The organism is Enterococcus sp. AMC2644 (assembly GCF_058216475.1).
Genome location: NZ_CM177095.1, coordinates 2,291,086 through 2,311,292, shown reverse-complemented (window position 1 = coordinate 2,311,292; position 20,207 = coordinate 2,291,086). Strand labels below are relative to the sequence as shown.

The window sequence follows — 20,207 nt, the reverse complement described above, 5'->3', positions numbered from 1 at the left end:
TTTCATATATCTCTTATTTTGCAATCTTTTATCAATTAGTTACTATCTATCTGCAACATTAGAAAGCCACTCGTCATATTCAGTTACCTTTATTATTTGATAATAATTTCCAAATAAAAAATTTTAACTTATACCTTCTATTCTAAGCTTATCATACCACACTCTAACTTCTTAAAAGTAAACAAACCCGGAACTATAGTATAAATTATGAAACGATTCTCTTTATCAATTAAGGGATTCCGATTCCTAAATAATTATCGTAGTGCTATTTTGTTTACGAAGGGGGATATAACTATGTTGACATTATTAGGAACAATTACCTGTACTCTCAGTCTAATAGCTGGTTTAATAGCGGACTTCATGAATTGGGATGGTAGTTGGATTATTTATCTTATGGGCATTATTTTTGGAGGATTAGAAATAACTATTGAAGGTTTACAAGAATTGGTGAAAGAGAAGCATTTCAATGTTGATTTATTAATGATTATTGCTGCAATTAGTGCAGGAATGATTGGCGACTGGCGGGAAGGTGCACTCCTCATTTTTATATTTAGTTTGAGTCATTTGATGGAAGAATACGCAACAGACAAAAGTGCTCATGCCATTAATCATTTGATAAATCGGCAACCAAAAGTTGGACGAAAACTTCTTCACAATGGCGAGTATAAAATGGTAGATATTGATCAATTAGCGATTGGTGACCGTCTAGCAGTTTTTAAAGGTGAAAATATTCCTACCGACGCACGTATTTTACAAGGAGCTTCTGAGATAGATGAATCTATCGTCAATGGTGAAAGCCTCCCTCGTTTAAAAAGTAAAAATGATGATGTCTTTGGTGGCACGATTAATTTAGGAAATGAATTAATTGTTGAAGTAAATAAAAATAAATCTGAAACCGTCTTTGCAAAAATTATTCAATTAGTAGCGGAGGCACAAAATAGTCAAACGAAAACCGAAACGTTTATTCAAAAAATTGAAAATCGCTATGTCATGTTCATTCTCTTTGGTGTTCCTTTAGCTATTTTAATTTTTCATTTTGGTCTAAATTGGTCATGGAATGAGAGCCTTTATCGAGGGGTAAATTTATTAGTTGTTGCTAGTCCATGTGCCTTGGTTGCTAGTAGTACTCCAGCTCTATTAAGTGCCATTAGTAATGGTGCTCGCCATGGTGTTTTATTTAAAGGAGGAACCTATTTAGAAGAACTAGCAGAAATTAGAAGTATTGCTTTTGACAAAACTGGCACATTAACGAATGGTAAGCCAGATGTTACAGATACTTTTTGGACTATTTCTGAAGAGGAAATCATTCCGATTGTCATTGGTTTAGAAGAAAAAAGTACACATCCTCTAGCAAAAGCAATCGTTAACCATTGGCCAAATCATCCTAAAAAACAATTGCTAGTTGAAGAATTAACAGCGAAAGGCATTCAAAGTGTGATTGATGGCAAAACATATTATATCGGAAAAAAAGTCGGTTCTTACGAAGATATCCCTCTGATTCAAGAATGGAAAATGCAAGGAAAAACGGTCATTTATGTTGAATGTAACCAACAATTTATAGGAACAATCGCTCTTTTAGATACCTTAAATAAAAGTGCAAAAGAAGTCATTCAGTATTTTAATGAAGTAAATGTCCATACACTAATGCTAACTGGTGATAACCGACATACTGCAAAAACTATTGTCCATGAAATTGACATTGCTGAATATCACTCCGAATTATTACCAGCAGATAAAGTTAATTTTTTAAAAGAACAAAAACAAAAATTTGGAAAAAATGCGATGTTAGGTGACGGCGTGAACGATGCGCCTGCACTAGCTACTGCGACTATTGGTATTGCAATGGGCGAAGGAACAGATATAGCGATGGATATTGCTGATGTTGTGATTCTCGAAAATAATTTAGCAAAATTGATTTATACCCATAAATTATCGAAAAAAATGAAACAAATCATCAAGCAAAATATTATTTTTAGTATCTCAATTATTCTATTATTAATTACAATTAATACTTTACAAATTTTAACCATTCCACTAGCAGTCATTGGACATGAAGGCAGTACGATTTTAGTTATTCTCAATGGATTACGTTTACTTAAAAATGTAGATTATTAGAGACCTTTCCCAAAATTAATTATGCAGACAAAAAAAGGGGGCGTCCATTATCCTTCATTAATTATTTTATCTTTGTCATTCATCCAATTAAGTGATTTCTTCTATATAAAAAATAGGACTGCGACATAAGTTGACTAACAATAAAATATCCGAACAATAGAAGTTTGGCTAACATTCTATTTTGTTCGGATATTTTCGTCTTGTTTTGCCTTATGTCACAGATCCCGATTTATTATCTTAAAACTTTTTTGCTACTGTGGCAACGCGTTCCATTCCATCGGCGATTATCTCAGCCGTTTTTGAAGGGTCCGCATTATGACCTTCAATAATTACTTCTTCAGTAATTGTCATACCAAACATGCCACCAAATACTTTTTCCATAAAAGTAACAGCATTTTCCATCACACTCATATCACCTGAATAAACGCCACCACGAGCATTCAATAGAACAATCTCTTTATCCGCTAATAATTGATTCATTGAACCATCTTCATTATAAGAGAATGTAAAACCTGCTTGGAAAATATAATCGATAAAGGTATGCAAAGCTGCTGGAATGGTTAAGTTCCACATTGGGAAAGCAAAAACAATTGTATCAGCTGCTGCAAATTTATCCATTACTTCTTGACGAATAGTCATTAATGCTTGTTCTTCTTCATTTAATTCTTGATTTTGTGCTAATTTGCCAAATGAATCAAATAATGTTTGACCGATATAAGGCATTGATTGTGCATAAACATCAAATGTTGTTACTTCCACTTTATTTTTATCTAAATTTTCTACAAACGTATCAAACATTTTTGCAGAGACGCCATCCGGGCGATTATTTGCTTTAACAGCTAAAATCTTTTTCAAATCAATTTCCACCTTTTCAATAAGTTATAACAGAAGCTAGTATACTATAGATTAATTCCACTTACAATTAATAAGTATTCGTACAGTATAATTTTTTTCTTATATAAAAAGGTGGACAATTTGTAGTCCTATTAAGAACTCTATCGACCTTTGTCTTTTTTTACGAAGTTAGAAAGATATCAGTTTCTTAAAATAAATAATAGTATGTTGGAAAACGATAATTGTACATTGACTCTTTCCCAATTAATATTACTATTTACCTTCATCTTCATCGTATAGATTAAAGGTTATTAAATACAGTTACAATGTTCTCAACAGTGAAACCATATTCTTTCATAATCTTATCTCCAGGAGCCGATGAACCAAAATGATTAATACCAATCATCTTTCCTTCTGTTCCTACATATCGCTCCCAACCAAATGTCGAAGCTACTTCAATACCTAGACGTTTGGTTACTTTTTTAGGCAAAATAGACTCTTTGTATACTTCATCTTGTGCTTCGAATAAGTCAAAGCTTGGTAAAGAAACTACAGAAACATCTTTTCCTTGAATCGCTAACTCTTTTTGAGCAGCTATAGCTAAAGAAACTTCTGATCCAGTCGCAATCAAAATCCCCTCAGGAGTCTCTCCTTTTTGTGGTGATAATACATAACCGCCCTTAGCCACATATTCATCAGCAAGTTCTTTTGTTCCTTCTAAAACAGGTAGATTTTGACGACTTAATACTAAAATAGTTGGTGTATCTGTTGATTCTACTGCAATTTTCCAAGCTGCACGCGTTTCGTTTCCATCTGCTGGGCGAATGACATGAACATCTGGCATACAACGAACACTCGCTAATTGTTCAATTGGTTCATGAGTTGGTCCATCTTCACCAACTGCTATTGAATCATGTGTTAAGACATAAATTACTGGAACATTCTGAATAGCAGATAAACGGACTGCTGGACGTAAGTAATCTACGAAAACGAAGAAGGTTCCACCATAGACACGTGTTCCACCATGCAATTGAATCCCATTCATCGCAGCTGCCATCGCAAATTCACGAACACCGAACCAAATATTTCGTCCTTCGTATTGTCCTGGTTCGAAATCTTTCTCCGCTGCAACCATCGTGTTGTTTGAAGCTGATAAATCGGCTGATCCTCCCCATAGACTAGGAACAGCTTTGGATAAAGCTTGAATCATTTCTTTACTTGATACACGGCTTGCTTGGCTTGAGCCCACTTCATAAGTTGGTAATTCTGCCTCCCAATTCTCTGGAAGTTCACCAGCAAAGGCTTGTTTAAATTGACTCGCCAATTCTGGATAAGCTGTTTCATATTCTGCAAATAGTTCATTCCAAGCTGCTTCATACTCAGCACCTTTGTCGACCATTGTTTCTTTAAAACGTGCCGCCACTTCTTCTGGTACAGCAAACTCAGGATAGTCCCATCCGTACGCTTTTTTCGCTGCTTGGATGCCTTCTGCTCCTAATGGTGCGCCATGGACAGCAGAGGTACCTGCATTTGGTGCACCAAAACCAATCACTGTTTTCACTTCAATCAATGTTGGTTTGTCTGTTTCAGCTTGTGCTTCTTCAATTGCTTTTGAAATAGCTGCTAAATCTGTTCCTTCTTTTACAAGGATATGCTGCCAACCGTAAGCTTCAAAACGTTGACCAACGTTTTCTGTGAAGGCTTTTGAAGTTGGACCGTCTAAAGAAATATCATTTGAATCATATAACACGATTAATTTACCTAATTTCAAATGACCGGCCATTGAAGCTGCTTCTTGAGAAACACCTTCCATTAAATCACCATCACCACAAAGAGTATAAGTATAATGGTCTATCACATTGAACTGCTCACGATTATATGTTGCTGCTAGATGTGCTTCAGCCATTGCCATCCCAACAGCCATTGCAATTCCTTGTCCTAATGGGCCAGTTGTCGCTTCAACACCATCAGTATGCCCCACTTCTGGATGTCCAGGTGTTCGACTCTCCCATTGACGAAATTGTTTTAAATCATCAAGTGTCACATCGTATCCTGATAGGTGTAGTAAACTATAAAGCATCGCTGAACCGTGTCCTGCTGAAAGAATAAATCTATCACGATTCACCCAGTTTGTAGAGGTCGCTGGATTTACTTTTAAATATTTTGTCCAAAGAGTATAAGCCATGGGTGCAGCTCCCATAGGTAATCCCGGATGACCGGATTTGGCTTTTTGAATAGATTCTATACTTAATGTACGAACAGTATTTACTCCAAGTTGATCTGTATTGTCGAACATTTGATTACCTCTTTCTATCTAAAACTTTTACTGTTTTTTCTAATTTATTTTCTTCAACAACTGAAACGACTTCCGCATAGCGATGTGGTTCACTACCAAAACGCCCAACCAAAACGCCATCAATTGCATCATTAGATGTTATTAATCGTGCATTCTCAGGACTTACTGACCCACCATAAATAACACGTACGTCTTCAACAAATTTTTGGGGATAAAATTCTTCTAGAATAGATCTAATTAACTGACCGACCTCATGTACGTGGGGAGCACTAGCTGCAAGTGTTTTTCCAACTGCCCACCGAGGAGTGTATGCAATAATCACATGATTTAATTCTTCTTTTGGTACACCTAATAATGCATTAAATAATTGCCTTTTCAACTGACTATATGGTAATTTATCTGGATCTTTTTCTTTTTCACCTACACATAAAATCGGAGAAATATGATAGTCTATTGCTAATTTCAATTTTCGATTAATTTGCTCATCTGTTTCACCATATAGTTCTCGACGTTCCCAATGTCCAATTTCCACATATTTTCCACCGCAATCAACCAGAGATTCAACAGAATATTCACCAGAGTACTCTCCATGTGCTTTATCAGACATTGTTTGTGCCCCTAATTCAATAGTTGTCTCTTTCGTTATTTCTGAAACTGCGGATAACGTACCCATTGAAGGAAAAATAATTTTTTCTACCTCATTATCTTGATTTAATTGTTGAATCAATGCTGTTGCAAAGGAAATTGCGTCCTCTCTTTTGTTTTGTCTCATAGCCCAACTCATCGCTACGATAGGTTTTCGCTTGTTCATTGTATATCACTTCTAACTTTTAGATTTTTATTAAAAACCTCCATTAACATCCAAGAAGATTCGGATCCTGGATCTTTATGCCCGATGGCACGTTCTCCTAGACGCATTGCTCTTCCTTTGTTTGCAACTAAAGGAATTGTACTTTCAGCACCTTGTTTCATCGCTTGGACAAATTTTTCAAAATGGACTGGAGGTAATTCTTCCGTCGAAAATTCATTGATCACTTCTAGTCCTGGGATAAATGCATCTATCATCGTTTTATCACCAACTTCGGCTTTCCCTCTATATTGAACTGCTGCAATACCAGACTGTAACATCCCTAAGAATTCTGGATAATTCACTTCATTTTTTCCATTAACCGTTTCTCCCATTTTCATAAAAAAGCTACCATATAATGGACCTGAAGCTCCACCAACCTTTGATAGTAAAATCATTCCAGCTTTTTTCAAAAAAGTACTAATATCTTTTGTAGAAGAAATTAATTGATCCATTTCTTTAGTGATTCCACGAAAGCCAATACTCAAATTTACACCATGATCTCCATCTCCAATATCTGAGTCTAATGATGTCCAATAATCACGCTGCTCTTCTGCTAATATTCCCATATCAAGTAATGATTGTTTAAAAAAATCTTTGTCAAGATATAATTCGTTACTCATTATTCAAGCCTCCATGTATTCTAAAAAATCAAGAGAAGTAATTTAATCTCTAATAAAGCTACCCTGATTTTATAGTTAGTTTTATAATCATTATTAATTACCAATTCATTAAACTTAAATCTTGTAATATGGTGTATCACAAGGTGCATCCAACAATTCTTTGATTTCCTCGTCTAATTTAACTAATGTTACTGACATACCAATCATATCCATCGATGTTGCATAATTACCTACTTCAGATCGATGAATTTTAATTCCTTTTTCTTCTAGGATTTGGAAAACTCGTCGATAACAAATATATTGGTCCATTACTGGTAGTCCACCTAAACCATTTAACAGTACATAAACTTCATCTTCTTTAGACAAAGATGAATCTGCCAAAATATGATCCATAATTTCATCAATAACTTTATCAGCAGGATCAATTTTTCTTCGCTCTAGGCCTGGTTCACCATGAATACCCATACCAATTTCCATATCACCATCTTCCATAAAGAAGATTTCTTTCCCAGTAACAGGCAATGTAGAAGAAGAGAGAGCCACTCCCATCGAATAAGTATTGTCATTTGCTTTTTGTGTCAAACGAGTTACTTTGTCTAAATCATACCCTTTTGCAGCAGCACTACCAGCTACCTTAAATACAGGAATATCACCAGCAATGCCACGACGGTTTTGTCTTTCCTTTGCTGAACATACATCATCTGTCACAAAAACTGTTTCTACTTGAATACCATCTTCAGCCGCCATTTCAACTGCCATGTCGAAATTCATCACATCTCCAGAATAATTACCGTATAAAAAAATACATCCTTTACCAGAATCAACTGCCTGAACTGATCGATAACACGCATCTGGTGCAGGTGAAGTATTGACGTTTCCAACAACTGCTGCATCAGCAAAATCTTTCCCAACATATCCTAAAAATAAAGGTTCATGCCCTGAGCCACCTCCAACAATTACTCGCACCCGAGGCTCCTCACTCATTAAACGGCTTACCACTACTCTATGGCTTTCATTATCTAAATGTACATATTTTTTATTTGCATGTACGTATCCTTCTAACATTTCCTCTACTACATCATATCCATCATTCACTAAACGTTTCATCTTTTTCCCTCTTTTCAATTTTCTATTTTATAAAAACATGGACAATAATACTGCCCCTACTATGCCGCCAGAAACTGCAGCAATTAAGTTTTTTACTGATTTACTTTTACTCATTCCTAATCTTGCAGTAGCTACCCAGCAACCTATTCCAGCTGCTAACCCCATATCTACCCAAGATACGCCAGATTGAAAAATCATAGGTGTCTGAATACCATGATTTAGCGTCCAAATTGTTCCAGTAATGAAAGCAGCTGCCATCCAACCACCGATAGGGCCCCAAACATCAACCATTTTCCCCCATGACATTCTTATAAAAAACGGAAATATAAATCCACCGGCAAACGTTGCAATACCAATAGCTAAGGTCATATTTCTACTCCTCCTTGTGCATCTATTTTTTCAAACTCATTTTTGTCTTTTTCTATTTCAGAAACAGCAACTTCTTCTTTCGCCATGTCTTTTTCAACTGCTGCTGCTACAAGACCACCGGCAATAGCCCCCAAAGAAACAATCAATATTGTTGGCAATGAATCAATAAGACTTTGAGAACCAGTTAAAAACATATCTCGAAAAATACCACACACACCAATTGCCAGTCCCATGTCTACGAAAGCGGCATCATTTTTATTATCAACAAGATTTATATAATGATTCATAAACCAAAGAGGGCCTACAAGAATAGTTGCTGCTAAATACCCTCCAAAAATTCCACCCGCTTGTGTCAATGATCCCCATACTGCCATAACTAAAACACCGGCTATCATATAACCGATAAATGATCGAATAAATTTCATCAGAAAAACACTCCTTTATAGATTATTCAGTTCCTGTAAAACTAATTCTTTTGATTGACCAATGGATACTTGAACTGCTGCTGCAAAAGCACCCTCAACTAATGGATAGTCCATTAAACTGACTTTTTCCCTCAATTCATCTGACACCATATCTATTGCTGTTTCCGCACTTAAAAAAGCGCTTCCAATGTCGCAAAAAATATAAATATTCTCACTATCACTACATTCTTCTATACAAGAAAGAATTTTCAGTGCATCTGTCCCCAATCGACCGTCCTCTGTACCTCCTAACGAATACAAGGGGAATTGATTATCCTCACCAATCATTTCTTCTATCATTTCTCTTAATCCATCTGTAATTTTTTTACTATGGGAAACTAATAAAATTCCATCCAACAGCTACTCCTCCTTCATTTGACTAACGCGTTGAACAATTTCCAAAAATTGTTCAACTTTATGTCCAAAACGTCCAACAAATACCCCATCCACATCAGGATGATTAACAATTTCACTTGCCCCAGACATAGAAACAGATCCTCCATAAATAATGCGAATTTTTTGCGCAACAGAATAATTGAACAATTGTTGGCAACATTCACGAATAAGAGCATGTGCTTTATGAATATGTTCAATACTTGCAGTTTGATCCTGACCAATTGCCCAACCAGGTTCATAAGCAAGAATTATATTTTGAGCTTCATGCAAAGGAATATCAGATAACAACTCTTCTAATTGGTTCATCAAAAATGATTCAAGTTGTTGATCCTCACATTGTGTTATCTCTCCAACACAAATAACTGGAATAATCTCTTGTGATAATGCAAGTTTAATTTTTTCTTTTATCAGCTGATTCGTCTCGTGAAAAATTGTTTTTCTTTCAAAATGACCTAACTCTACATATTTTCCACCAATTGCAAGTAAACTTTCTATAGAAAATTCACCAGTATATGCACCATTTTTTTGATGTGCTATATTTTGTACGCCAAAGCCTAGATTTGTTCCTTCACATACCTTGGCTATCGTTTCAATTGTTCCCATACTTGGAAATAAGAAAAATTCCATTGAAGTATACTCTTTAACACCTAAGATAATATCATTAACAAGATTCGCTACCTCTTGTGGTACATTTAAGTAGTTCTTATAACTCATTGCAACAATTGGCACTCTCTTTATTGATGTTTGTCTATTTATTTTTTTCAAAATTTTCCCAGTCCTTCATGAATGCTTCAATTCCTGAATCAGTTAACGGGTGACTCCACAATTTAGGGAATAAGTTCCCTGGTATTGTTGCAATGTGAGAGCCAGCTAAAGCAACATTTTCAACGTGTTGAATATTTCGAACGCTTGCTGAAATAATCTCTGTTTTAAACCCAAATCGGTCAAATACTTGTCTTAACCCAGAAACAAGTGCTAATCCATCAGATGAAATATCATCTAATCTTCCTAAGAATGGACTTACATAAGTTGCACCAGCCTTCGCAGCCATCAATCCTTGTGCAACAGTGAAGACTAACGTCACATTAGTTTTAATTCCTTTTTTTGAAAGAACATGGACTGCCTGAAGTCCACTTTCTGTCATTGGAATTTTTACAACTACATTACTAGCCCATTTGGCAATCTTTTCTGCTTCTTTTACCATTCCTTCTGTTTCTAGAGAAATTACTTCCGCACTTACTGGCCCTTCGACTGTTTGGGAAATTTCCTTAATAACTTCTTCAAAATCTTTTCCTTCTTTAGAAATAATTGTTGGATTTGTTGTAACCCCATCTACTAAACCTAGCTGATTAATTCGTTTAATTTCTTCAATATTTGCTGTATCTAAGAAAAATTTCATTTAGCTCTTCCTTTCTATCTATTTTCCATTTCCATGATTTCTTTTACTTTTCTAGCGGAATTTGCTCCTGAACCTTCAAATGAAAAGTTTACTGATAAGTAAGCTCTTACAATTTCCTTTGCTAGCTCAACACCTACAACTTTTGAACCAATTGTAATGATTTGCGCTTGATTACTTAATTCTGCGCGTTCAGCTGAGTATGTATCATGCGTTTGTGCTGCGCGGATTCCTTTTACTTTGTTAGCAGCTAAAGCCATACCAATTCCGGTTCCACAGAATAAAATTCCTCGCTCAGCTTCATTGTTTAAAATTCCTTCTGCCACTTTTGCAGCAATTGCAGGATAATCTACAGGATCGGAACTATAAATACCATAGTCTACAACTTCAAACCCTTCGTCTTCTAAATATTTTCTAATCTCTTCTTTCAAATCAAATGCATTAACATCTGCACCAACCGCTAATTTCATTTGCTTGCACCTTCCTTTCGTTTATAATCAAATGTTATCATATATTTTCTATAAGTCAACATTATTTTTCTATTCTTTTCATTTATTTTCGTTTTCTTTCGATAAGTGAAGTCGATTTATTGATTACTTTCAAATCATTTGTTATAATAAAGCATGATAAAATTTAGAACAGGATGAGTCGATAATGTTTACAAATGAACGCAGACAAAAAATATTAGAGTTATTAGAAAAACAAAATTCCCTTACAGTAAAAGATTTAGTTACCTGTCTCAATGTATCTGCTGCAACTATAAGAAGTGATTTAAATAAACTAGCAGAAACAGATCTTCTCATTCGCACACATGGAGGTGCAACAAAAAATGATGATAAAGTTATTACGGAAGCGGAACGAGCATATGACATTCGCAAAAGTGTTAATTTAGTAGAAAAACAGAACATTGCGAAAAAAGCCTTTAACTACATTCATCCCAATGAATGTATTTTATTGGATGCGAGTTCAACTTGTTATGAACTTGCACAACTTCTTCTAGGTTTTTCTGATCCATTAACCGTTCTAACAAGCGGTTTAAGAACTGCCAATCTATTAAAAGAAAATGATCAACTTACAGTCATTATTCTAGGTGGTGTTGTAACTGCTAATTCAAATTCAGTTGAAGGAAGTCTAGGCCTTGACTTGCTTAAAAAATTTAATATTGATACATTTTTTACTTCTAGTTATGCAATTTCAGCTAAAGATGGTTTATCAGATTTTAAGATGTATGAAGCAGAGTTGAAAAAAATGATGATTAAAGAAGCAGATCAAACAATTGCTCTTATTGATAGTACAAAATTTGGTAAAAAATCTATTATAAATTTTGCTGACTTACAAGATATTCAACTACTAATTAGCGATGGCAAATTAACTGATGAGACAATATCCACTTACAAGAATATTTCTATTATTTAAAAATATCGTATTGCAAAATAAAATCAGCATTAACAATTAACTAATAATCATAGCGAGAGACAATAAATTCAAATTAAACTAACATAAAAAAAGAAACCCTTGATTTAACAAGGATTTAGACTGCAGATAACGTCCAAGAAGCTGGATGAAATCTGCAGTCTTTTCTTTTATAATTAGATTGTAAACGAATTTGTTGAATCTACTTATTCGACTCGTATAGCTCGTGATGGGTGAATAGGGGGTTGTTGTACAAGGGACTCTTTCCCTCAAACCAACTCATCAATTCTTGTTGACAGAGAGCACTTATACATACGTCAAGAAAAAGAACAAAAAAAAGAAACCCTTGATTTAACAAGAGTTTCTCGTTTGTCTGATAATAAAAAATTAACGACGGATTTCTTTGATACGAGCTGCTTTTCCGTGTAATGCACGTAAGTAGTACAATTTTGCACGACGTACTTTACCGTAACGAACAACTTCAATTTGTGCAACACGTGGAGTGTGCAATGGGAATGTACGTTCTACACCGACACCATTTGAAATTTTACGAACTGTATAAGTTTCACTAATTCCAGCACCACGACGTTTGATAACAACGCCTTCGAATAACTGGATACGTTCACGAGTACCTTCGACAACTTTCGCATGTACGCGAACAGTGTCTCCAGGACGGAAAGCTGGGATATCAGTACGTAATTGTTCTTGAGTTAGTTCTTGAATCAATGGATTCATAATTTATCATTCTCCTTATTTCCAAATATTCATAAAGTATTTTGCCACTTCAGCGGAATATTGTAATAGTTGAGCATTACACTCACTGAAACATCTTAGCATACTTCATAAATGGTGTAAAGAAAATTTTCTTGTCATTCTTATTTTTCTACTATTCTACCTAAAAAGCATTCAAATAACTACCACTTAAGTATTTCATTTGATAGTGAACTTTGCTTGGTATTTACTAGTAGATCTTCCTATCCAGATGAAGTAATTTTCAGACATTGCTTAACAATTCATTTTTTATTTTCTCTTATTAGTTTTTGAGCTATCTGCCATCATCTATTGATTACCTATCGTTTACGGCTTGTGGGACAATTTTATTTAAACCAAAATAGATATCTCTGTAACAACCAATTGATTTTTTGAAATACTTACATCTATACAAAATGACAAATAAAAAGCGAGTAGCTTACTTTTCAATAAACTACTCACCTCTATTATAAAAATTCTACTTCCTATTGAGTAAGAATTTTGGGGAATTAACTGACCTTATGCAGACTTTCGAGTAAAGAATGATACGACTGCTACAACAATCACTGCTCCGATAATTGAAGGTAAAAGTGCCATACCAGCAAGTTTTGGTCCCCAACTACCTAGTAAAGATTGTCCGACTGCTGAACCGATTAGCCCAGCTACAACATTTGCAATAATTCCCATGGAGGAACCTTTGTTAGTAATTGCACCTGCAATTGCTCCGATGATGCCACCTACAATTAATGACCATAATAATCCCATGCTGTTCCTCTCCTTTTCTCTCATTTACCCATCGCGTTTATTCTACACGGGGCTCTGTACGTTCTTGAATTTCATTAACCCCTTTATCTACGCCACGTTTTGCTTTGGCTGATTGTTTTGAAATATAGCTACCTGCAGTACTTGCTGCATCTGTTACTTTATCTTGAACAGTTTGGCTATCTTCTTCATATTCTTTTTTCGATTTAACGTCTGCTACGTTTACGTTGACTTCTATGACATCAAGATGTGTCATATTCCCTACTTCTCGTGAAATGACTTCTTTCACTTCATCGTAAATCTTTTTAATATCTTTACCATATTCAACAACTACATCCATATCAACCGCAACTTGTTTTTTACCAACTTCTGTGCTAATTCCTGATGTTACATTATCTGTGTTAACTAATTTTTCAGCTAAGTTTGAGAAGAATCCACCATCAACCGTTAATAAGCCATCAATTTCCTCTAAAGCAATGCCAATAATTTTTTGAATTACTTTATCATCAAAAGTAAGTTCTCCTGTAATATTTTTTGGTGCCACTTCTTTATTTGGTACTACTGGTACATTTGGTTGTTTTTCCATGTTAATTCCTCCTAATAATTATTTTATATTTTAGGTCGTTTAAATGAATCGAAAAAACCAATCGAATTCAAATAAAAACCTAGATACGCGCCAAGAATTGTTAAAAGTATAACCAATATTGTTTTGAAAAAGCCGACAGTGATGAGAAGAATCGCCAAGATCAAACCTGCCACTCCACCTATTATCGGATATTGGTATTGTTGAAATAGTCTGTTCATGTGATCCTCTCCTTTATTCTACACGATGAGAGTCGTTGTTTTTTTTCGTTTCTTGATAATCTTCTAAAACAACTTTTGTCGTTAGTTTGTCTGAGGTTCCTAACAATTGTCTAAGTTCAGCAGTGACCTCTTCAATCAACAAGCGTTGCTGTTGTGGAACAGCAATTACTTTCCGCATTTTCCCTTGAATTTTTACTTTTATGTTTTTCTTATGCATCACTACCTTAACTGAGGGATTTTCAAGAAAAGGCTCCTTGCGAACAATTTGTAAAACAAAATGTTCGATTGCTTTTTTTTGAATTATTAATTTGCCATTTTCATCCTCCAAAGTAATTGAATGCTTCGCGCTTGGATAAAAAATTACCACTACGAGCAAGACTAAAAGGATAATTGAGCAAATCACACTTCCCCAAAATAAAAAGTAAGGGATGATGCCACCAATAAGTGGGTAATCATACATAGAAAGCAAATTAAATGGGAGATACGTTACGGTTTGATTTTCAATCATCACAAAAGTAAAAATACTAATTGTTAAGAGCAAAAAAATTCCTATTAGCCACTTCCATACCTTATTCATACTTTCACCTCTTTTTACAAAAAATGGTTGCATTTAAAAATAAATCATACAAGTTTTGCTTAAAAGAAAATAATACGCATTCCTTTTTAAAATGATATATAATATATGGAGATAAATGGAGCAATCGAAAAAGAGCAAACAGCAAATCAAAATACGTACGAATTTCGAACAAATTTATAATGTTTTGTTATTGAAAAAAAAGGATACGCATAAATTGATAACTAAATTTATCGTATGATTATTTTTAAATCAAAAGAAATAGTGTCTCTAGTGTCTAAAATGATTCTTAGAATGTTACTTGATAGCTGCTCTCTTTGTTATCGATACATTCATTGTACAACGCTTTTTTTCAAAATAACCATCATTTTTTAACCTACACTGGATAATCCATTAATAAAAAAATACGTTCGTTCGCATCCTATCAAGGGATACAACCTATACTAATTAATAAAAAAGTGTTTAAATTAGTAACCACAGTAATCATCTCGCTCCAAGAACGAAGTATCCGCTTACAATTTTTATTTTAACATAATACTTGATATATTTCTTATCATAACCCTTTCATCTTTTGCACCAGTGTGGGTATTCAATGAAAGTAGTATCTTTTTTCCATCGAAAAAAAGTATAATAAGACACATAAGTTTTATATAAAATAAAAGTGTTTTTCTTTTTCTATACTATTTATAACTAAATTTAAAATAACAATTATTTAACTTTTATCCATCTCAAGTATGTATCAGGAAAGGACCAACAATTATGATGTACGGAATTTCTTCAACTGCCTGGTTGAAACAAAATATTTTATTTGCTTTAGAAGAAGAAATACAGTTTATTTCCAGTCGTGAACTCACACAAATTGTGGGTGACTATAGTCAATCAACGATTAAAAAAATTTGTCGGGAATTACAAGAAGAAATTGAACAAACCTATCCTACTGATGTTTCAACACTGATTATTGATCAACGAAATGGAATTAAATTAATTCGGCAAGCTTGCATTAACTATCAAAAATTACTCGCAACTATTTTTTCAGCGGAACTAGGTTATGAATTGCTTCAGCAGTTATTACTCAAGCGCTCAATTTCAACACTTACCTTTTGCAATAGCCATTATATTAGTGAATCACAGTTGCGGCGGAAAATTAAAGAAATTAATGCATCCTTAAAAAAACATGACATTCACATCACCTTATCCAATGAAATTACGATTAATGGTGAAGAATACAAATTACGTTCTTTCTTCTTTGTTTTTTTATTTACTATTCATCGCCAATTTTCTTTTATTTCCTGGGCAGAAAATAAAGAGACCATTAATCAACTATCTGAACAAATCGCATCATATTTAGCACTTGATACTAATAGTCGAACAATTGAAATTTTATCTCTATGGGTGTTTATTACTCATTCAGCAATGAAACATGGGTGGCAACTCATTTATAATGAACACGAGAAACAAATTTTAGAAAGTTTTGCTTCTCCAAAACGTCCACCTTTCTTAACAGATTGGAAAGATGAAGACTGGTTGTTATTAGTAATGGCTATTTATAGTTCTGACATTATTGATTTTCATCTTCAAGTAAATTTAGCTGCTCTTGAAAAAACTTTACCGTTGAAAGACGTTGAAATTTGGATTGAATTATTTGAAGAAAAGTTTTTGCCGCTAACAGACATTCAACAAGAATTTGTCTATAAAAAGTTTGTGAAACAGTTATTGGCTAATTATTTTTTTGAACCCGATGAAAATAGTTTAAATAATTTCACTACTCGTTATAGTGATGAGCTAAAAATGCTTTACCCAATTTTGTTTGATAGATACGATAGCTTATGGCACACATTTATTCAAAAAACATCTGAAACAACTTATAAATATTTTAAAATTGAAAGTTTATTATTATGTTTTTACCTCGTTCCTCGAAAAATATTCTTTCCAAGAGTTAAATTTTTTATTCGTTCAGACTTAACTTTCTTATATACAAAACATATTGAATTTCGCGTTTCGACACGTTTTTGTAATCAATATTTTATCGAATTTACAACTGATATCCATCAAGCTGATATTATTTTAAGTTCAACAGCTTTGAATGAGATGGATGATTATTTATCTAATTTCCAAAACCTTGTTCCAATTATTCTAATTAATTCTAAAATTTCTGAAAATGATTTTTCTAAAATTGAAGAAGCACTTATTCAACTAACTTCTGCTTTATTAGAGACAAAAGAGACTCCATTATAAAATGACCCCCAAAGTTAAACCAAAAATTTAACTTTGGGGGTCATTTTATTCTATCTCAGAAATAACCTTTTTTAACGCACAACCAGTACATCGCACGGTGCCCGATTAATTAAATACGTTGTTGTAGAACCTGCAAGTGTTTCTTCAGATTCTCCTGTTGCACCTATGATAATTAAATCAATAGCTCGTTCTGTTTCCTGAGCATAGGCAATAATTTGTTGTTTAGGGTTACCGTAAGAAACCACCACTGATAACTTTTCTTCGGGTAAGGTTTTGGCAATCTCTTGTTTGATACTAGCTAATTCTGCTACTAAATACTTGCGTGTACCTTCCATCATTTTCATCAAACGGGGTGAATTCAATAAATAGCTAGGAGTATCTAATATACGGACTACTGTCAAGCTTGCTTCCTTTAGCTTTGCTTCTTCTACAGCTTTTGCAATAACCTTACGCTCCATTGCTGATCCATCAATTGCGGCTAATATATGTTTATGCATCATTAACATCCTTTCTACGGATAGCTTCTTCTTTTATTTTAACAAAAAAGCTACGCACCTTCCAATAAATCACGGTGTTTGTACCCGTAAAATCCAACTATTATCAGTGAAAAACTAATTGCCAATATACTACTGAAAACTACAAAATCAAAAGCCTCCAATGGTAATTTAGGTAGCCACTTAAAGATTCCCGTTTTCGCAAACCAATCAGGTAAATCTAAAATCCCCCCAAAATAATCCAATATGAACGCATAACTTAAATAAATATAACTCACCATACCTAATCTTGGAAACCAACCTAAAAGAAAAGCGGAGATCCCTATGAAAAAACATATTACTGGGTAAAGATTAAAGCCGGCTGCTAGAAAATCAGAAAAGGTGATAGCAGCAGACTCATTCATTACATAAAGAGCACTTCCGCCAAGCATACCAACAGATAGAAAAACACCAATGACACTAACTAGCATTGCTAAAAGAATAGTTGTTACAAATAATTTTGCACGCGTTACTTTCGTTACATAAAGTTGACTAAAGCGTAAATGAGTTTCTTCAGCAAACAATTTATTGATAATCGCAATCGGTAAAATGGCTACGAACATCACTAAAACAACAACAATCGTACTCGTAAAAGAAGCTTCAATCGAAGTGCCAGTATGTGTAAACATTTGTTTCATCAACTCATTGCTATCTAAAAATTTCTGCATATCGCCATAGATTGACCCATAGGCAACACCTAATGCTGCAAAAGCAACTAGCCAACCGACAATCATTCCCCGATTAATCCGAATCAAAAATCCACGAATAGAAAGTAACGACTGTTTAGCATACACTCGTCCTGTTTTTTCAGGTAGATAACCAGCTCCCATGTCCCGATAATTCTCTAGAAGTACTGCTAAGATAAACAAGCCTAATGTACCTATCAGTAAGTAAGAAAGATACATCCAATTATTTTCAGTGAAAGGATATGTTAGATAGGTCCAGCCTAGCGGATTCCACGCTGTCAAATCCTCGTTAGAGACGTCCGTTCCTGCACGTACCATATAAAGTATTCCGATTATTCCCAAAGTTATACCAGTTGCCCCAGATGAATCCGGCATAAGTTGAGCAAAAACGAGTGCCAGAAGGCCACCAAAAATACCCGCTATACCAATCGATAAACCAAACAAAAATGAACCTTCCCAATCAATTGATGACACTTGAAAAAATCCCATCATGCTAGCAATGAGGATTGTTAATATGCTATTGATGAGAATAATTTCGAAAACAACTGCTAACGAATTAGCTTGGCGCCCCACTTGGAAAGAACGAATCAGCTCAGTTAAACCTAACTCTTCTTCTTTACGAGTATGACTAACCACATGCAAAGCAGTAACAATCATCGCAAATAGCGCACAAAAAAGTAACATCGTATGAGCATACATAGCACCAATCGTGTAATCGGTAGCGTTTTTTGCAGTGGTGGTGCCGACCATAGAAATCATCGCAGGATTTTTCAGGGTTTCATGCATCCCAACTAAGCCCTGCCCTTTAGAAATTTCTTCAAAAGCTGGTACAAAACCACCAGAAAAAATCCCTAATCCAATGAGCCAAAAAATAATTTTTGTCCAATCTCTTTTCAAATATTGGACAAATAATACTCCGCTACGAGCAAATTTTCCATTCATTTATTCCCCTCCTAAGCTATCCTTCATAATGACGCATAAATAAATCTTCTAACGTTGGGGGGACAGATTCAAATTTTTTTACACCTAACTTGGTAGCTTCAACTAAGATGTCATTAATAAAATGATTATCAGCCGAAAAAACTGCATTATGTTTATCTTGCGGTTGAAAATCATGTACTCCGACTACTCGTGCAAAATTACTGATTGTTTGGATTGTTTCTAAAGTGATTGTTGAACGTGTTAAATGGCGTAATTCGTTTAGTGTTCCTGTTTCAACGACCTTGCCTTGCCGAATAATTACGACTTTGTCTGCTAAACGTTCTACTTCGCTTAAAATATGAGACGAAAGTAAAATCGCCTTTCCCGCATGTTTCAACTTTTCTACTTCGTCTTGAAAAATAGCTTCCATTAACGGGTCTAAACCAGATGTCGGTTCATCAAAAATATATAAATCGGAGTGAACAGATAGTGCTGCAATCAATCCAACTTTTTGTCGATTTCCCTTCGAATAACTCTTCGCTTTTTTCTTGGGATCCAGTTCAAAGCGTTGAATCAATTCGTCTCGTTTTTGCTGGTCTCCACCTCCATGCAATTTCATAAATAAATCAATAATTTCGCCACCTGTTAGACTTCCCCATAAAGCTACATCACCAGGCACATAGGAAATTCGTTTATGAATGTCTAAGCTGTCTTTCCAAACATCTTTCCCAAAAATTTGAGCTTCTCCTGCTTGACGATTGATAATTCCTAATAAAATCCGAATGGTCGTTGATTTTCCCGCACCATTTGGACCAATAAATCCAACAACTTCACCTGCATCAACAGTAAATGTAACGTCCGACAATGCTTGGAATTTCCCAAATTTTTTTTGAACATTTTTTACTTTGACTACTTCTGTCATTTTCTGAACCTCCCTTGCTTACGCATGCACCCATTATAGTGAGCTTCCAATCTGACGTCAAACAAATTTTTATCAAGTTATGAACTTTAATTATTTGAAAGTATGTAATTTATTTCTTATACTATATAGGAAAGAAAATTGCGAACAATTAATTAAAAAA

Annotated in this window: 22 protein-coding genes; 3 read left to right on the top strand and 19 right to left on the bottom strand. The window is 34.5% G+C overall.

Annotation, left to right across the window (positions count from 1 at the left end; genetic code table 11):
• The first annotated feature begins 294 nt into the window (after positions 1-294).
• Complete coding sequence (locus AC4BC5_RS11290) at positions 295-2,115, top strand: heavy metal translocating P-type ATPase (RefSeq protein ID WP_490495488.1); 1,821 nt, start codon at positions 295-297, stop codon at positions 2,113-2,115.
• A gap of 237 nt (positions 2,116-2,352) precedes the next feature.
• Here AC4BC5_RS11290 and AC4BC5_RS11285 read toward each other — a convergent pair whose 3' ends face one another.
• The 11 genes from AC4BC5_RS11285 to rpiB all read right to left on the bottom strand — a co-directional run bounded on the left by AC4BC5_RS11285 (position 2,353) and on the right by rpiB (position 10,917).
• The gene (locus AC4BC5_RS11285) at positions 2,353-2,970 is read right to left on the bottom strand and encodes an FMN-dependent NADH-azoreductase (RefSeq protein WP_490495487.1); all 618 of its coding nucleotides are present in this window, start codon (positions 2,968-2,970) and stop codon (positions 2,353-2,355) included.
• A gap of 280 nt (positions 2,971-3,250) precedes the next feature.
• The gene (gene tkt, locus AC4BC5_RS11280; protein WP_490495486.1) at positions 3,251-5,245 is read right to left on the bottom strand and encodes a transketolase; all 1,995 of its coding nucleotides are present in this window, start codon (positions 5,243-5,245) and stop codon (positions 3,251-3,253) included.
• Positions 5,246-5,249: 4 nt separating this feature from the next.
• Positions 5,250-6,056 (bottom strand): triose-phosphate isomerase family protein, encoded by an 807-nt coding sequence (locus AC4BC5_RS11275; protein WP_490495485.1) that lies wholly within the window; start codon positions 6,054-6,056, stop codon positions 5,250-5,252.
• Positions 6,053-6,715, bottom strand: a complete 663-nt coding sequence (gene dhaL, locus AC4BC5_RS11270; RefSeq protein ID WP_490495484.1) for a dihydroxyacetone kinase subunit DhaL — start codon at positions 6,713-6,715, stop codon at positions 6,053-6,055. Before dhaL ends, AC4BC5_RS11275 begins: the two co-directional genes overlap by 4 nt.
• 114 nt (positions 6,716-6,829) lie before the next feature.
• On the bottom strand, positions 6,830-7,822 hold the full coding sequence (locus AC4BC5_RS11265) for a dihydroxyacetone kinase subunit DhaK (protein ID WP_490495483.1): 993 nt from the start codon (positions 7,820-7,822) through the stop codon (positions 6,830-6,832).
• Positions 7,823-7,849: 27 nt separating this feature from the next.
• Positions 7,850-8,191, bottom strand: coding sequence for a Lin0368 family putative glycerol transporter subunit (locus AC4BC5_RS11260; protein WP_490495482.1), 342 nt, complete (start codon positions 8,189-8,191; stop codon positions 7,850-7,852).
• Positions 8,188-8,616, bottom strand: coding sequence for a Lin0368 family putative glycerol transporter subunit (locus AC4BC5_RS11255; protein ID WP_490495481.1), 429 nt, complete (start codon positions 8,614-8,616; stop codon positions 8,188-8,190). Before AC4BC5_RS11255 ends, AC4BC5_RS11260 begins: the two co-directional genes overlap by 4 nt.
• A gap of 15 nt (positions 8,617-8,631) precedes the next feature.
• Entirely contained in the window at positions 8,632-9,012 is a 381-nt protein-coding gene (gene dhaM, locus AC4BC5_RS11250) for a dihydroxyacetone kinase phosphoryl donor subunit DhaM (protein ID WP_490495480.1), read from the bottom strand.
• Between the two features lie 3 nt (positions 9,013-9,015).
• Positions 9,016-9,765 carry a triose-phosphate isomerase family protein gene (locus AC4BC5_RS11245; protein ID WP_490495479.1) on the bottom strand — a complete coding sequence of 250 codons (750 nt, stop codon included), beginning with the start codon at positions 9,763-9,765 and terminating at the stop codon, positions 9,016-9,018.
• A gap of 34 nt (positions 9,766-9,799) precedes the next feature.
• Complete coding sequence (gene fsa, locus AC4BC5_RS11240; RefSeq protein WP_490495478.1) at positions 9,800-10,450, bottom strand: fructose-6-phosphate aldolase; 651 nt, start codon at positions 10,448-10,450, stop codon at positions 9,800-9,802.
• Between the two features lie 14 nt (positions 10,451-10,464).
• Positions 10,465-10,917, bottom strand: a complete 453-nt coding sequence (gene rpiB / locus AC4BC5_RS11235) for a ribose 5-phosphate isomerase B (RefSeq protein ID WP_490495477.1) — start codon at positions 10,915-10,917, stop codon at positions 10,465-10,467.
• 184 nt (positions 10,918-11,101) lie between these two features.
• Here rpiB and AC4BC5_RS11230 point away from each other — a divergent pair, with 184 nt between their 5' ends.
• Positions 11,102-11,863: a DeoR/GlpR family DNA-binding transcription regulator gene (locus AC4BC5_RS11230; protein ID WP_490495476.1), complete on the top strand. Its 762-nt coding sequence runs from the start codon at positions 11,102-11,104 to the stop codon at positions 11,861-11,863.
• A gap of 384 nt (positions 11,864-12,247) precedes the next feature.
• Here the strand turns inward: AC4BC5_RS11230 and rplS are convergent, their stop codons facing one another.
• The 5 genes from rplS to amaP all read right to left on the bottom strand — a co-directional run bounded on the left by rplS (position 12,248) and on the right by amaP (position 14,753).
• Positions 12,248-12,595 carry a 50S ribosomal protein L19 gene (rplS, locus tag AC4BC5_RS11225; protein ID WP_069699980.1) on the bottom strand — a complete coding sequence of 116 codons (348 nt, stop codon included), beginning with the start codon at positions 12,593-12,595 and terminating at the stop codon, positions 12,248-12,250.
• A 534-nt stretch (positions 12,596-13,129) separates the two neighbouring features.
• Entirely contained in the window at positions 13,130-13,375 is a 246-nt protein-coding gene (locus AC4BC5_RS11220; protein ID WP_490495475.1) for a GlsB/YeaQ/YmgE family stress response membrane protein, read from the bottom strand.
• Between the two features lie 37 nt (positions 13,376-13,412).
• Entirely contained in the window at positions 13,413-13,958 is a 546-nt protein-coding gene (locus AC4BC5_RS11215; RefSeq protein WP_490495474.1) for an Asp23/Gls24 family envelope stress response protein, read from the bottom strand.
• Positions 13,959-13,981: 23 nt separating this feature from the next.
• Positions 13,982-14,176: a DUF2273 domain-containing protein gene (locus AC4BC5_RS11210; protein WP_490495473.1), complete on the bottom strand. Its 195-nt coding sequence runs from the start codon at positions 14,174-14,176 to the stop codon at positions 13,982-13,984.
• A 13-nt stretch (positions 14,177-14,189) separates the two neighbouring features.
• A complete protein-coding gene (amaP, locus tag AC4BC5_RS11205; protein ID WP_490495472.1) occupies positions 14,190-14,753 on the bottom strand; it encodes an alkaline shock response membrane anchor protein AmaP in 564 nt (187 codons plus the stop codon).
• A 756-nt stretch (positions 14,754-15,509) separates the two neighbouring features.
• Here amaP and AC4BC5_RS11200 point away from each other — a divergent pair.
• Positions 15,510-16,985, top strand: coding sequence for a helix-turn-helix domain-containing protein (locus tag AC4BC5_RS11200; RefSeq protein WP_490495471.1), 1,476 nt, complete (start codon positions 15,510-15,512; stop codon positions 16,983-16,985).
• A 71-nt stretch (positions 16,986-17,056) separates the two neighbouring features.
• On the opposite strand, the gene AC4BC5_RS11195 is transcribed toward AC4BC5_RS11200, so the two are convergent.
• The 3 genes from AC4BC5_RS11195 to AC4BC5_RS11185 are packed head-to-tail and all read right to left on the bottom strand — an operon-like array spanning position 17,057 to position 20,047.
• Positions 17,057-17,485, bottom strand: coding sequence for a universal stress protein (locus AC4BC5_RS11195; protein ID WP_490495470.1), 429 nt, complete (start codon positions 17,483-17,485; stop codon positions 17,057-17,059).
• A gap of 47 nt (positions 17,486-17,532) precedes the next feature.
• On the bottom strand, positions 17,533-19,146 hold the full coding sequence (locus AC4BC5_RS11190) for an ABC transporter permease (protein ID WP_490495469.1): 1,614 nt from the start codon (positions 19,144-19,146) through the stop codon (positions 17,533-17,535).
• 16 nt (positions 19,147-19,162) lie between these two features.
• Positions 19,163-20,047, bottom strand: a complete 885-nt coding sequence (locus AC4BC5_RS11185) for an ABC transporter ATP-binding protein (protein WP_490495468.1) — start codon at positions 20,045-20,047, stop codon at positions 19,163-19,165.
• Positions 20,048-20,207: the final 160 nt, after the last annotated feature.

Bases quoted from the DNA above. Each gene is read 5' to 3' on its own strand.
- AC4BC5_RS11290 (WP_490495488.1), top strand. From the start codon at position 295: ATGTTGACATTATTAGGAACAATTACCTGTACTCTCAGTCTAATAGCT.
- tkt (WP_490495486.1), bottom strand. From the start codon at position 5,245: ATGTTCGACAATACAGATCAACTTGGAGTAAATACTGTTCGTACATTA.
- AC4BC5_RS11275 (WP_490495485.1), bottom strand. From the start codon at position 6,056: ATGAACAAGCGAAAACCTATCGTAGCGATGAGTTGGGCTATGAGACAA.
- dhaL (WP_490495484.1), bottom strand. From the start codon at position 6,715: ATGAGTAACGAATTATATCTTGACAAAGATTTTTTTAAACAATCATTA.
- AC4BC5_RS11265 (WP_490495483.1), bottom strand. From the start codon at position 7,822: ATGAAACGTTTAGTGAATGATGGATATGATGTAGTAGAGGAAATGTTA.
- AC4BC5_RS11260 (WP_490495482.1), bottom strand. From the start codon at position 8,191: ATGACCTTAGCTATTGGTATTGCAACGTTTGCCGGTGGATTTATATTT.
- AC4BC5_RS11255 (WP_490495481.1), bottom strand. From the start codon at position 8,616: ATGAAATTTATTCGATCATTTATCGGTTATATGATAGCCGGTGTTTTA.
- AC4BC5_RS11245 (WP_490495479.1), bottom strand. From the start codon at position 9,765: ATGAGTTATAAGAACTACTTAAATGTACCACAAGAGGTAGCGAATCTT.
- fsa (WP_490495478.1), bottom strand. From the start codon at position 10,450: ATGAAATTTTTCTTAGATACAGCAAATATTGAAGAAATTAAACGAATT.
- rpiB (WP_490495477.1), bottom strand. From the start codon at position 10,917: ATGAAATTAGCGGTTGGTGCAGATGTTAATGCATTTGATTTGAAAGAA.
- AC4BC5_RS11230 (WP_490495476.1), top strand. From the start codon at position 11,102: ATGTTTACAAATGAACGCAGACAAAAAATATTAGAGTTATTAGAAAAA.
- rplS (WP_069699980.1), bottom strand. From the start codon at position 12,595: ATGAATCCATTGATTCAAGAACTAACTCAAGAACAATTACGTACTGAT.
- AC4BC5_RS11220 (WP_490495475.1), bottom strand. From the start codon at position 13,375: ATGGGATTATTATGGTCATTAATTGTAGGTGGCATCATCGGAGCAATT.
- AC4BC5_RS11215 (WP_490495474.1), bottom strand. From the start codon at position 13,958: ATGGAAAAACAACCAAATGTACCAGTAGTACCAAATAAAGAAGTGGCA.
- AC4BC5_RS11210 (WP_490495473.1), bottom strand. From the start codon at position 14,176: ATGAACAGACTATTTCAACAATACCAATATCCGATAATAGGTGGAGTG.
- amaP (WP_490495472.1), bottom strand. From the start codon at position 14,753: ATGAATAAGGTATGGAAGTGGCTAATAGGAATTTTTTTGCTCTTAACA.
- AC4BC5_RS11200 (WP_490495471.1), top strand. From the start codon at position 15,510: ATGATGTACGGAATTTCTTCAACTGCCTGGTTGAAACAAAATATTTTA.
- AC4BC5_RS11195 (WP_490495470.1), bottom strand. From the start codon at position 17,485: ATGATGCATAAACATATATTAGCCGCAATTGATGGATCAGCAATGGAG.
- AC4BC5_RS11190 (WP_490495469.1), bottom strand. From the start codon at position 19,146: ATGAATGGAAAATTTGCTCGTAGCGGAGTATTATTTGTCCAATATTTG.
- AC4BC5_RS11185 (WP_490495468.1), bottom strand. From the start codon at position 20,047: ATGACAGAAGTAGTCAAAGTAAAAAATGTTCAAAAAAAATTTGGGAAA.